Annotated in this window: 7 protein-coding genes; 2 read left to right on the top strand and 5 right to left on the bottom strand. The window is 73.8% G+C overall.

The features are described 5' to 3' along the window. Window positions 1–31: 31 nt before the first annotated feature. A complete protein-coding gene (locus ACI8AF_RS00315) occupies window positions 32–217 on the bottom strand; it encodes a hypothetical protein (RefSeq protein WP_456537657.1) in 186 nt (61 codons plus the stop codon). Between the two features lie 320 nt (window positions 218–537). Here ACI8AF_RS00315 and ACI8AF_RS00310 point away from each other — a divergent pair, with 320 nt between their 5' ends. Next, window positions 538–3,438, top strand: coding sequence for a hypothetical protein (locus ACI8AF_RS00310; RefSeq protein ID WP_456537656.1), 2,901 nt, complete (start codon window positions 538–540; stop codon window positions 3,436–3,438). A gap of 473 nt (window positions 3,439–3,911) precedes the next feature. Beyond that, window positions 3,912–5,000 carry a hypothetical protein gene (locus ACI8AF_RS00305; protein WP_456537655.1) on the top strand — a complete coding sequence of 363 codons (1,089 nt, stop codon included), beginning with the start codon at window positions 3,912–3,914 and terminating at the stop codon, window positions 4,998–5,000. Window positions 5,001–5,117: 117 nt separating this feature from the next. Here ACI8AF_RS00305 and drmB read toward each other — a convergent pair whose 3' ends face one another. The 4 genes from drmB to ACI8AF_RS00285 form a co-directional block, all read right to left on the bottom strand. Further along, the gene (gene drmB, locus ACI8AF_RS00300) at window positions 5,118–6,944 is read right to left on the bottom strand and encodes a DrmB family protein (RefSeq protein WP_456537654.1); all 1,827 of its coding nucleotides are present in this window, start codon (window positions 6,942–6,944) and stop codon (window positions 5,118–5,120) included. Then, window positions 6,941–10,513: a helicase-related protein gene (locus ACI8AF_RS00295; RefSeq protein WP_456537653.1), complete on the bottom strand. Its 3,573-nt coding sequence runs from the start codon at window positions 10,511–10,513 to the stop codon at window positions 6,941–6,943. Before ACI8AF_RS00295 ends, drmB begins: the two co-directional genes overlap by 4 nt. Window positions 10,514–10,628: 115 nt before the next feature. Continuing rightward, window positions 10,629–12,230, bottom strand: coding sequence for a hypothetical protein (locus ACI8AF_RS00290; RefSeq protein ID WP_456537652.1), 1,602 nt, complete (start codon window positions 12,228–12,230; stop codon window positions 10,629–10,631). Beyond that, window positions 12,227–13,165 (bottom strand): hypothetical protein, encoded by a 939-nt coding sequence (locus tag ACI8AF_RS00285; protein WP_456537651.1) that lies wholly within the window; start codon window positions 13,163–13,165, stop codon window positions 12,227–12,229. Before ACI8AF_RS00285 ends, ACI8AF_RS00290 begins: the two co-directional genes overlap by 4 nt. Between the last annotated feature and the right edge of the window lie 203 nt (window positions 13,166–13,368).

The raw sequence follows: 13,368 nt of genomic DNA, 5'->3' as shown, positions 1-13,368 counted from the left end.
ACCGCCGTCCGCCCCGCGGTGGGGGATGAAGTCAGTCGGTGTGGTTGCAGCGGTAGTCGAGTTCTACGGGCAGCCGGCAGCGTTCGCCGTCAACGAGGCACGCCACAGCCTGCTCCTGGGACATCCCAGTTGCCTGTTGCAGCAGTCCCCGGATGCGCAGAAGCGGGGCCGCATGGCCCTCGGCTCGGATGGGGCTCGGGTCGCTGATCTCGGCCATGCGGCCGACGGTCCGGCGTCTCCCCTGATGCGCCAGCAGCTCACGTAGATCTCGGCCTGGGCTGCATCCGTCCGGCGCGCGGGGCTGATCGCGGCGACGGTCCGGCGGCGCAAGGCGTCCAGCGCCCGCCACCACGGGCGTCGTCCGGTCCCCACTCGGTGCCGCGTGGATGCCGTTTGGCCGCACCTCCGCGGTACCCGCCGGGGGGAGTGGAGGCACGTCGACCCCAACTCCGCACCCAGCCCGGACAAGCCTCCATGACATCGCTCCCGGACTCCGGACCGTCACCGCACCCACCGAGTTCGAAGGAGCGATCGAACATGACCCCGCAGAACGACCACCAGGACGACAGGACGGAGGGCAGCGGTCTCGACGTCCAGGCGTTGAGGGCGCGGCGCCTGGCGGAGACGAAGGGCCGCCGTCGGGCCCGCATCCGCGGCGGGGGCGACGCCGAGCCCGTCGCCGGCGCGCTGTCCCACCTGCACGAGTACTACTTCGCCGCGCGAGAGTCGCCCGAGTACGGGCACATGCTGCTGGAGAAGATGATCGAGCAGACCCTCGATCCGTACGGCCACGTCCCCGGTGTGAAGGAGGCGCTGGAGATCGGCGCGAGGGTGCTGCTGCGTGACGAGGACGGCGAGGGCGAGGCGATCCGACAGCGTCTGGGCGCCCAGGTGCTCTACTCCGGGGACAGCGCGCGCAGGTTCTTCGGAGTCCGCTTCGTGCTGCACGGCAACGTGTTCCACTACGGGCTCACCACCGGCGCCCAGCTCGCCCTCGACGGGGACAACAACTGGGTGGAGTCCCTGTGCGAGGGGATCGAACTGCACCGGCCCGCGGCGTTGGTCACCGGGCCGGCGAGCCGGATCGCGCGGCTGGTCCCGCTGTTCAACAAGGTCGAGACGCGGGTGCAGGCGGCCCGCACGAAGGTGCACACCGCCGAGGTGCCGTACGGGATGGACCTCAACGATCCCGGAGGGCGGGCCCAGTGGCAGGCCCTGGCGAACGCCGCGGAGTACGACTACAAGGCCACGGTCACGCGACTGATGACCGGGGTGGTGTTCGAGCTGAAGAACAACCGGTATCCCCGGTCGGCCCTCGCCCTGCCCCCCGGCTACACCAAGCGCGGCGGGGATAGCCCGGACAGGAACGTGGTGTTCCCCGATCCCGATCCGGCGGTCCGGCAGGTGGTCCGCCGGTTCATCGAGATGGCCGCGGGCGACTACCCCGAGCTGGAGATCGCCCAGGAGCTGGGCGCGCTCGGTCTGACGACCCGGCACCCCGGCCTGCGCAAGCAGCTGGGCCCGCTGCGCGCGCACGAGGTCGGCGACCCGGTCCGGCTGATCCGGACGCTGTTCCAGGTGCTGCCCACCTACCTCGATGGTCGTCACACGTTCCAGCACGAGATGCCGTTGGCGAACGTGGACGCCTTCCACGGCTACGTGATTCACCGCGTCGACGCGGCGGACAACGGCTTCATCCGGCAGGAGCTGGACTTCGGGCTGCCACCCGGCGGCTGGCACGACCGGAAGCTCATCGAGGCCGCGATCGCGAGTCGTCTGCTGTGCGACGACGAGGAGCTACCGCCGCCGGGGAGGCGCGAGGGGGTCAAGCCGCTCGCCGGGATGGTCCGGTTCACCCAGGACGGCTTCGAGCACCTGCTGGTCGCGAAGGACCAAGACAGCTACGAGCTGCGCCGCCGCATCCCCCCGGCCGTCACCGGTGGCCGGCGACGGACCTTCCACGGCACCGACGGCGAGCTGGTCGGTCGCTTCTCCGCGGCGAAGCTGCACAAGGCCGTCGCCAGCATCCTGCGTCAGCTCGAGGACGGAGTCGCGGTGGACCTCCCCTGTCCGGCAGCGTCGGACGACGACGGCACGCGGGCCCGGGAGCTGAGCGCGGCGCTGGACGCGGCCCTCACCCGGGTGGCGGGAGCGCGGCGCGAGGCCGTCGCGGCTCCGGATGAAGACACCGCCGCGGCCTACCGGCGCCTCGGAGAGCAGGCCGCCAACGAGGCCCGGGAGCTGCAGCGGGACCTGACGTTGGCCACGCTCGCCCGCCGCCCCCGGCCGACGACCGCGCTGGACGGCACCCGGCTGGCCGCCCTCATCAAGCTGTTCGACGACCTGCCCGGCACCGCCGACGTGGCCGTGCAGCGCATGCTCCGCGGATGCGTGCGCCGGGCGCGCATCCTCGACGCCCGGCCCGGGATGCCGCTCGCCGTCCTGGAGATGGTGCTCACGGTGGTCACCGACGCCGGCGTCGTGGCGACCCAGCCGCTGCGTTCCTACGTCCCCAACCGCGGCACCGGCGGCAACGCCGGGACCGACAGGCGCAAGGATGCCTTCCAGCAGCGCAATACCGAGATCATGCGGATGCTGCTCCTGGAGTCCGCGCCGGAGAACGAGCGCCGGGCGCTGTGGGAGGCCGAGGACTTCGACGGCCGCAGCTTCCAGCGGCGCATGCTCGATGTGCTCACGCCGCTCACCGGACCGGCCGTGGCCTCCGCCCTGATCGACTGCCCCATCCTCGACGTCCGCCGGGCCGCGCTGCAGCCGTACTTCCAGCACGACCTGCCGCTGTCGGACGGATTCCCACCGGCGCTCGAGCGGGAGATCCAGGCGGTGTACCGGCGTGACCAGTTCAGCTGGACCAAGTCCTGGTGCCCCGGTGGCATGGCCCGGGAGCGCCAGATCCTGGAGTTCGTGCACCGCTACGGCGACAGCGCCGAGGACGGGCTTCCGCTGAACGAGGTCAAGCAGGTCCTCGGGATGGACGACGCGACGATCGGCCGGCTGCTCCATACCGGTCCCCGGCCCTACGGGCGGAAGGCACCGTCTGCCGCGCCCTGGTACGCCCGCCTGGAGTCGTTCCGGATCCGCGACGGGCGTGGCCTGCTGGAGACCCGTCTGCGGATCCGACGCTGCCAGCACTGCGGCCACCGGACCCTCACGCAGCCGCTGCGGGTGCCCGAGGTCGCCGGCTACCTGCTGTGCACCAACCCGTCCTGCCGGCGCGCGCTGCGCTCGGCGCAGCCGTATCCCGAGGAGTTCTTCCTGCCCTGGGACGGTCCGCAGTCCCTGCCGCGGCGGCGGGACGAGGTCGGGGCCGCCAGCAAGCGCGCCTGGTGGACCGAGCGCGGCCGCGTCATCGTCGGAACCACGCTCTGCGAGGTGTTCGTGCCGAGTCGGTTCGCCCCTCGCCGACCGCAGATTCGGTAGCGGTCAGCGTCCTGGGGCTCAGCCAGGGCTCATGCGGTGCGGCCGGGGCACACGCCACGTGCCCCGGCCAGTTCCGCGTCCGAAGGTGCGTGCACGCGCCACCGACACCGCTCGTCCATCGCCAGGGTGTCGAAGTGTGTGCCGTGGACACCGCGACGACTGGACGCTGCGGCCAACGGCGGCAGTGGGCACGCTCGACGTCGGTCAAGTGCCGCACCGGCGGCGTCGAGCGCGGCGCGAGGGGCCTACCGCAGCGGTCGACGTCGCTGCCGAACTGCCTCCAGTCGTCACGGGCGGCCGGGCACGGCAAGGATCGACCTGACCGGCACACCTGGGCTCGGAGCCCGGCGAACATCGGGTCCGCACCGTCAATGAGCTGCCGCGCATACCACGAACGATGAGCGATCCCGCCCGTCCCGACGGCACGCCGGGTCCGGCACGCGACGGACGAGCACGTCACCCAGACTGCGACTATGTCCCTGCTCTCCAGGCTCGCCGCGAAGATCGACAAGCTCAACACCGAGCTGGCTGCCACGGAGGCGCTTGGGCTGATCCTCACTGACGCAGAGGCTGCCGACGTCGTGAGCGCCGTGGTTCGGACCGTCGCCCCCCACCTGCCAGACGCGCTGCGGTACACCACCCAGGAAGCCGGCGAGGAGGGGCGGCCCGACATCGTCGGGAGCGCCGACCGCCGAGAGGTGCTGCACATCGAGGGCAAGTTCTGGGCCGGGCTCACCCCCGCCCAGGCCCGTGGCGCCTACCTCGACCGGATGCGGCGCCAGCACGCCTCGCATGCACCCGACGATCCGCATGTCGGCGCTCTGCTGTTCGTGGTTCCACCACGCCGAGTGGCCACCCTCATGGACGAGCTCACCGCGCTGTACTCGCTGACTGACCGCCGCACCGCCGCTGCGTGGTGGTGGGCGCAGACAGCTGACGGGATGACGATCGCGGTGACCAGCTGGGAGGAGCTGCTCAGCCGCATCACCGGCGCCGCCGATCAGTCCGTCGCTGAGGATGCCCGCCAGCTGCTCGATCTCGTCCAGCAGGTAGACCACCACAGCTTCATCCCGTGGTCGGACGAGCAACGCACCGATCAGGACGTGCCACGCCGCATCCTCCGCCTGGCCACGATGGTCGAAGCCATCCACCGGCGTCTACAGAGCTCCGGTGTCGCCACACCGACCGGCCGCCGGCAGACCATCACCGGCGGCGGCCACCTGGCGTTCGGCAAGCGGATGCGCCTGGGAGGAGTGGTCGTGACTCTGCGGGTCAGCCTTCAGCTGTGGGCTCGGCACGGCCGGTCGCCGCTGTGGCTGTCCTTCAGCGACGCCGGCGCACCGGTCGCCCGCCGCGCGTTTCCCGGAGACCTGATCGAGGCCGACGACTGGGCCGTGCTGCCGGTGCCGCTACCGGTGGGCAAGCTGGAGGACGAGACGCTGGAGCTCCTCACCGCCTGGCTGATCGACGCAGGCCAGCGGCTGCGCGCGGCGCTCGGCGGAGATGCGCCGCCGGATGACGATGGTGACGAGTTGGATCCGGACGACGCCTCCGGTCAGTAGGGCGGGACGGGTCGGGCGGACTCTGCCAGTGGCGACGTGGTCCCCATCGGTCGACGAGCACAGCCGGGTCATCAGCCGTGCGCGCACTCGGTCGAGAAGGATGTCTCATCGGCAGCGTCAGATCCGCTCCCCTTCCCCTGGCACTGTCAACCGGATCGTCCCAGCAAGGAAGCCAGGCACCTCGCCGTGCCCCACGACGGCGGCCCGGTCGAGGCCGTGGTTGAACGCCTCGCAGGAGGTCTCCGGCACCAGCAGGCAGTGGTGGCAGGCTCCCGGCTCCGACCCTCGGCCGCGGGGCGCGCCGTCGTCCTCGCCGCAGACCGGATCAGTGGCGCACCACAGCGCCGCGTCGGCGGCGGTCTCGAGGAGCTCACCGAGCCGGTCGGGTGTGCCGAGCTCCACGAGCCCGCCCAGAGTGCCGTGGACGTCGCCGGCGGCGGTGTAGACGAGGAACGCGGTCCGCTGGTCCGTGGCGAAGATCCGTTCACGCAGGGACGGGAGCGCGTACCCGGCGTGCGGAGCGGCCGCCCGCATGAGCAGGTGGGCGAGGGTGTGGGCCAGCAGCCAGGCCAGGGGCCGCTGCGGGCGTTCGGTCTGGCCGGCGGCGGCGCGCGCAGCGGCCAGGAGGCGCGGGTCGTGGTCGACCCGGCTGATCCAGTGGTCGACGGCGTTGTTGTCCAGGACGCACAGGATGCCCTCGCCGAAGACCTGGTAGCCGGGCAGCCAGTCGTCCTCGGCCGGCTGGGCGAACGTCTCCGGTCGCTGCTTGCCCCACAGCTGCAGGTAGCCGGCGTCGACGTCGGCGGCCGCCGGTTCCAGCCGGCTGAAGCCGGTCAGCACGCGGGTCTCCCGCAGCCGCGGGACCAGGCTGACGCCGGACAGCTGGCGGCCCAGGCGGCTGCCGCGGTACTGCGCGACGTCCTGCGGCGCGACGACGAGGTCGGGGAGGGCGCCGGTCGGGCGCCGCGGATGGTCCTCGGACTGCAGCGCCGTGAGCTCTTCAGCGCGGGAAGGGTCGGTGACGTGGTCGGCGTCGAGCGCGTCGAGGTGCCGGAGGACCTCGGCGGTGTCGGTGGCGATGCCGACGGCCCGAATCACCTCGACCATGCTGTTGGTGACCTCGACGCTGCGGGGCAGGCCGCGCAGCGTGCGCAGCGTCGGGTTGTCGGTGAGGGCGTGCAGCAGGGCGGGGTTGTCCGCACCGGCGACCGGGATGGTCAGGCTGGACAGCTGCCAGGCGTAGTACGCCGAGGTGCTGGTCCGCTCCAGCGGGCGTGCCCGCAGCCGGCAGCCCTCGGGGCCGGCGTGCGGCAGCCACGGGCGCGCCCCGGTGCAGGGGAAGTCCGTGTCCGGTTCGAAGGTCTCCCGCCGCCCGCATCCACGGCAGTGCAGCTGGGGGCGGTCGGCGGTCGACCCGGGCCGGTACTGCAGGTCCTCCCCCGGGCACGGGTCGCCGGGCTGGGCGTGCAGCCAGCCGCCCCAGTCGACGTCGTCGAGGTGCCCGGCCGGGCAGGCCTGGACGACGGCGGTCTGGAACGTCGGCCAGCGCCGGCGCCGGCCGGAGGCGCAGGCGTCGCAGCGGCCTTCCCCGGCGTCGCCGGGGATCCGGCGGACCATCGTCTGGCAGTCGATGTTCGAGCACGCCTCGGTGAGCGGGAAGCGCACGGCGGGGATCACCCAGTCGGCGGTCTTGGACGGCTCGTCGGCGGCGGCCCACGGCATGACGAACCGGTCGACGCCGGTGGCCTTCTGCAGGTGCCGGTCGGTGATGGTGAGCTCGTCCAGGATCGAGGTGGCCCCCGGCCGGGAGGGCAGCGACCGCAGCCAGGTGGCCGGCCCGCAGACGACGGCCGACACCCGGTCGCGGGTCAGGGTCAGCGCGCCGGGGCCGAACGGGGCGATCGCGTGCGCCCGGCGCAGCGGGGTGTACTGGAAGCGGCTCACCAGGTGTCCTCCGGTCCGTTTGGGTCCGACGGGCCGGTGGCGCCGCCGGTGCTGGCCGGCAGCCAGTCGGTGTCGATGCGCAGGACGGCGTCGGCGTCGACGCTGCGCAGGCTGGTCGGGACCGGCCAGCTGGCGGTCCGCTGCGGGGCGGGGTCCTCCGGTGGCCGGAGGAACTGCACGGGCTGCTGCGGGCCGGCCACGCCCCAGGCGAGCTGCTGGTCGGCGGCGGTCTGCGCCTCGTGCACGGCGGTCCGCGCGAGCGCGTCGACGTTGCCCCCGACGCGGTCCCCGGCCAGCCGGCGGGCGCGGGCGGCGAGGCCGGCCGCGGCGGCCCGGACGAGGTCGAGGTCGCCGTGGACGACTCGGTCGACGCCGGCGGCCCGGACCTGGCGGACCACGGCGGCCAGGGTGCCCCGCAGGCCCCGGTCCAGGGCGGCGTCGGTGAACGGGGTGACGCTGGCCGGCTCGACCGCGGCGTAGAGCCGGGCGTGGGAGGAGGTGAACTTCTCGTAGTGGCTCATGTCCCGGACGGTCAGCGGGTTGAGCACGGTCACGACCAGGCCGGGTCCGGTGCGCGCGTTGCGTCCGACCCGGCCGGCGACCTGGATGTACTGCGCGGCCGTCTTGGGCTGCCGGATGATGGTGAGCAGGCCGAGCCGGTCGACGTCGACGCCGACCTCGATGACGCTGGTGGCCAGGCCGAGGTCGACGCAGCCGTCCTCGCCGTAGCTGATCGCCAGCCGGTCCAGCGCTTCGGTGGCCGAACTGGACGAGGAGCTGGTGAGCTCGATGTCGGTCAGTCTGCGGACGGCGCGCCGCTCGGCGTCGGGGCGCGGTGCCCCGGCCCGGATGCCGGTGGCGCGGACCAGGCGCATCGCGAATCCGCGCAGGTCGGTGGCGATGAGGGCCTTCGCCTGGCCGAGGTCGCGCAGCGCGCCGAAGAACGCGACGTTGGTCCAGTACGGGTCGATCGGGGCGCCGTGCTGCTCGAGGGCGGCCGCGGCGTGCGACAGCGCGGCCAGCACCCGCATCTGGGCGTGCGGGAAGCGGCTGACGCCGGTGGCGCACACGCCGACGAACACCCGGGGCGGGGCGGTGTCGGCGGTGGCGAAGAAGCTGTCGTCGACGGCCAGCCCTGGTGGGGGCACGAGGCGGACGTCGTCGGCGGCGCAGGCGTACAGCGTCTCGGCCTGCCGGGCGTACGCGCGGGTGGTCGCGGTCGCGGCGACCACGTGCGGGCTCTGACCGTCGTCGTGCCGGAACAGCTGGTCCAGGGCCGACTCGTACAGCCCGACTAGGCTGCCCAGCGGGCCGCTGATCAGGTGCAGCTCGTCTTGGATGATGAGCCCGGGTGCGCGGCGGGCGCGGCGCCCGGTCTGCTTGTCCAGGCCGAACAGGACTCGAGCGTGCTCGTTCCACGCCAGCTGGGCGAACTTGTCCACGGTCGCGACGAGGAACGTGGGGGGCTTCTCGTAGATGTCCTCGTCGATCTCGTAGACCGGCAGGCCGCGCGCGTTGTTCGACAGGTGGAACCGGCACGCGGGGTTTGGGCAGGAGGCCCGCATCCGGGCGCGGCCCCGCTGCAGCGGCTGGTTGTCGTACCCCAGGACTCGGGCGCCCTCGGTGTCCACGTCACCCATCGCGGCCGCGCAGGCCGGGCAGCGGGACAGCAGGAAGGGTCGCTCGATGCGCCGGCGGCCTTTCGTGTCGCGGACCATCTTCGACAGCAGCGCCAGCGCGTCCTTGCGGCGGTTCGGGGTGGCGGCCCGGCCCAGCCACGCACCGATGGTGAACGGCTCGGCGCCGAGGTCGGCGGCGTGGTCCTGCCGGAGGACGTCCAGGGCGCACAGCAGGGACGCGGCGCGCTGCAGTTGCTGGGCGGTGAGCAGCCGCAGCGTGTACCGCATGAGGACGGCGGTGCCGCCGCCGGCCGGGCCGGGGTTGGACAGGCGGCGGTGGAGCATCGTGAACGCTGCCAGCGCGAGGTAGGCCTCGGTCTTGCCGCCGCCGGTGGGCATCCAGATGACGTCGACGACCCCGCGCCGGCGGTGCCGGGGTGAGGCGATGGGGGCGAGGTTGGCCAGCAGGAACGCGAGCTGGAACGGCCGCCACCACGCGTCGCCGCGGGGTTCGTGTCCGGCGACGGTGACCTGGCCGGCGGTGACGGTCACCTTCCGCCGCTTCGCCGCGTAGCTGCGGCGCTGTGCGGCCATCGCCTGCGAGGTCCACCGCAGGCAGCGGTGCACCGGTCCGCTGGCGGCGAGCGCCCAGCCGGCTTCCACGTCCGCGGCGAAGGCGCGGCAGACGGCCAGATGGCGGTCGGCGGTGGCCTTCAGCTGCGGGGGCAGCGTGCCCGCCTCGGTCTCCTTGTCCGCGATCCAGGTCCGGTAGCTGCTGATCATCGCCTCGACGGTGTCGACGGCCTCGGGTTCCCAGCGGCCCAGGGCGTCCATGTCCACGCGCAGCGAGCGGCCCTGCTGGTCGGTCACCTCGGGGGTGGTGCCGGTGACGGCGGCGACCGGGAGGGTCTCGGTGCGGACGACGTCCATCCCGCCGGTGGCGGGGTCGCTGCGGTGGGCGACGGCGTCGACTCCGCGGCCGACGGCCTGCACGGGAGCCGCCCGGTACAGCAGCCGCAGGCTGGCGGCCTCCGGGTGCCCGTCGGCGTCGTTGTCGGGGTAGTCGGCGAGGTGGCCGGCCGGGATGGCGGCGGACAGCTGTGCGGTGAACAGGACGCGCTGGGTGAGCACCGCGCCGGGTGCGGTGCGGTTGACCAGGTAGCAGCTGACGGTCCGGTGCCCGTCGGTGGCCGGGCGGGCGAGCACGCCCACCTCGAGCGTGAGGCCGCCGGTGGTGACGGTCTGGCGTGCGTGGCCGGAGGTGGGCAGCGGCACGGTCAGCTGCTCGTGGATGGGAACCCGGTGCCAGCCGGTGCGGGGAGCGCCGAGGTAGGTGAACTCGAACGGCTCGTACCGGCCTCCGGTGACCTGCAGCTGCAGGGCGTCGGTGTCGTCGGTGACGACGAAGGAGACGGTGAACGACGAGGGGCGGCCGGCTCGGTCGACCGGTGGTGTGAGGTCCGGGTCGTCGTCGTCCCCGCCGGTGTCCCGGCCGGTGTCGGTTTCCGGCGCAGCGGTGTCGGACAGCTCGGAGGCGTCGCTGCCGGTCAGGTCGCCGGCGGGTTCCCCGGCGACGTCCCCGGCGATGCCCCCGGTGTCGTCGGGAGTGCGGTCTGACGGCCGGTCGGGCGCCTGGTCGCTGTCGAGTTCGGCCTCCTCGGCTGCGTCGAGGGTCGGGTAGAGCGCTCCGACGATGTAGCGGGACGTCGGGGTGTCGGTCAGCACCTCCTCCCCGTCGGCGGCGACGAACAGCTGGGCGATGTCCCGGCGGCGGTCGATCCGCTGGCCGGGGGTCAGCAGGACCGGAGGCGCACCGGGGTAGGCCCCGGTCGGGTCGGCCAGTGGGCCGCGCAGGTCGCGGGCCAGCGCCTGCACCATCGCGTCCCGGGTCTGCTCGGCCGTCCAGTCAGGGCTGGGGCTGCTGTGTTCGTGCATCGAGGTTCCGCTCACGTCTGCACTCATCCCCGTCGCTCGGCTTGTCGTTGCTCTGTCCGCTGGTGTCACCGCTCGTGCCGCCGGGCCTGTCCCCGGCCCGGTCCTGTCCCCGGTCCGGTCCTGTCCCCGGTCATGTCGTCACCTGCTGGGCCGGGGGTGCGTTGACCCGCCGGCCATTCATCTCGATCAGCGCACCCAGCCAGGTCTTGGGAACCGGCACGGGCTCGTCCAGGCAGGCGGTGACGATGGCCAGCAGCAGCGTGCCCAGGTCACCGGCGTTCAGCTCGGCCCAGCCGACCTCGTCGATGTCGGCGAGCCAGCTGCGGTCGGCGAGCAGCGTTGCCCGCAGGTCCTGTCGGATCGTCTCCCCTGCCTGCTGGTGCGCTGCCCGGACGGTCGCCAGATCGTCGAACCGGCCGGCCAGCTCGGTGCACCCGGTCACCTTGACCAGCGCGTCGAACCCAGCCCGGCGCTGTGGCGCGATGTACTGCGCCGTGAGCGGGTTGTGCAGGAGCACCCGGGCGTACCGGTCGGGCACGTACCGTGCCAGGTCGCGGCGCAGCGCCTCGTGCCCGCGTAGCGCGAGGACATGCAGCAGCTCCAGCTTCAGGCGCAGCGAGCAGTCGCGGACCTCGGTGATGCGGTCGCTGCTCCATCCGCGGCGGGTGCGGAGCCACTCGTCTGCGCGGACGACGACCAGCACGTGCAGTGCCCCGACGGCCCGGACGGCGAGCAGGGTGCCCGCGGTCAGCGCGGCTGAGGTCGTCGCCGCCAGGGCCACCGCTCCGGTGTCGTCAACGACGACCTGCTGGGGCCGTGGGCCGGCGTCACCGGCGAAGAAGATGGCGTGTCCGCTGGCCAGGTGCACCTCGCGTGCACCGGTGGCCTCTTCGGGGGCGACTGCCGGGCGGGGCACGGGCCGGCGGGTGGCAGCGCGCGCCGCGGTCTGCTCCCAGTCCTGGACGGCCGGCAGGTCCCGTTGCCGTCCGGGGTCGGGCAGCGGTAGCTCCGGGTGCGCTGGCGCCGGGAGCAGCCACATCGACGCCGGGTCGACTGGCGGGGCGTCGGCGGGCAGCGCGAGGTGGACCTGCGCGGCCGGGGGTGCGGTGAGCAGCCAGCCGGTGTCGCGGGCGGCGATTTCGGGGGCGCGGAACGCGGAGCTGTGCGCGTACGCCGGGTGCCCGGCGAGGACGGCAGCGCGGTACGTGGCGGGCACGGCGCGCAGCTGACCTGGGGCGGCGACGTCGACGCAGGTGAGCTCTTCCTCGTGGAGCCACCCGTAGACGGCCAGCACCCACGACCGGCGCGGCACGACGAGCACCGCCTCGGGGGTCCCGTCCGGCCGGGCCCCGTACTGGCTGAGCACGTCGGTGCACCACTGGGCCACCGGTGACGCGTCGGCGGTGAGGACCTCGAGCGCGGTCTGCAGCCGCGCCAGCGCCTGGTCCACGCCGTGCTGGGGATGAGCGGCGCGGAACGCGCCGATGCGGGCGTTCAGTTCGGTCAGGCCGGCCAGCGCATGCTCCGATGGCAGCGGGGTGGTGGTGAGCACCCGCCGGGCTGCGGCGACGCCGGCCAGGGCGTCGGCGGCGATGGTTGCCGTGTCCGCGAACGGCCGGAGCGCGGCGGCGGCCGTGGTGACCTGCTGCAGAGCGGGCCACGGCAGCCGGCTCACGGTGGGTGCGGGCGCGTCGGCTGCGCGCCACGCGGCGAAGATGTCCGGGGTGCTCACCACAGGTCCTCCCCGTCCGGGTCGGCGGCCGGCTCGACGCGGCAGGTGATCTCTAGGCCGTGGCCGGGGACCAGCCACGGCGCGAGGGTGTCCGGGAACGCCGGGGGCTCCGGCCATGCGGAGGTGGCGATCGACGCGGCCGCTTCGCACGCCGCCGGCGAGCGGCGGGACAGCAGGATCAGCATGGGCGTGGCCGGCCACAGGTGCCGGTGGCTGGTGGCCCAGCCGGCCGTGCCGTTGATGACGGTCAGGCGCGGGTGCACGGCGGTCGCCCAGGGCTGCTGGTCGGGCGACGGCAGGGACCCGACGGCGAGAACCGGGTGGCGGAACCAGTCCTGCAGGCGGTGGCCGGGGAGGAGCCTGCCGGGGGTTCGCAGTGCCGGAGCGGCGGCGGCCAGCGCCTCTACGTCCTCGTGGACGGCGGTGGGTTGCCCGGCGAGCACCACCGGGTGCGCGCAGCTGCTGGACAGGCGCTGACCGACGAGGGGCTCGGGCCAGCCGTGCGCGTCGGCGATCTGCGCGCGCATGCCGTCGGCGAGCCGGGTGGTGGCCCGCTCGGGGAAGCCGTCGGGGAGCCGGTGGACGGTGTCGTGGTTGCCGCGGACCCGCAGGCCGCCGAAGGCGAACTCGTGGTCGGAGAGCGCGTCGAGCCGGTCGTCGGTGAAGAACCCGGACCTCCAGCCGGCGACCCGGGAGCCGACGGCGAGCTCGCGGTGCGGGCAGCTGGTGCACGGAAGGGCCGCGCTCACCGCGCCGAGTGCCGCCACGACGCCGGCGGGCCGCAGCATGGGGACGGTGACGACGATCCGCAGGTTCGGCGCCAGGTCCTCGGCGCTGCGGACGAGGGCGTTCCCCAGCCCGTGCAGCTGACGGAGCCCGGCCGGCAACATCTCCAGGCCTGTGGTCACGCGCGGATCGGTCTCCTGCTCGAGCACGCTGCTCCCCCGCTTCGTGGCGACTGATGCCCGGATGCGTCCCGGCGCGGGGAACGGTAGGTGACGCCCCGGACACGTCCGGCCGATCCGAGGGGCCGCGGGCGCGTCGGTGGCGCTCCGGACGTCGTGCCGGTGCGGTGGCGTGAGGGCCTGAGCCGGGGGCCGGCGGTCACTCGACGTCGGTCGCCTTCCCGTGCCGACCT

This window comes from Blastococcus sp. SYSU D00669, assembly GCF_054050715.1.
The sequence above is the reverse complement of the archived record's forward strand: the minus strand, read 5'-3'. Positions and strand labels throughout refer to the sequence as shown.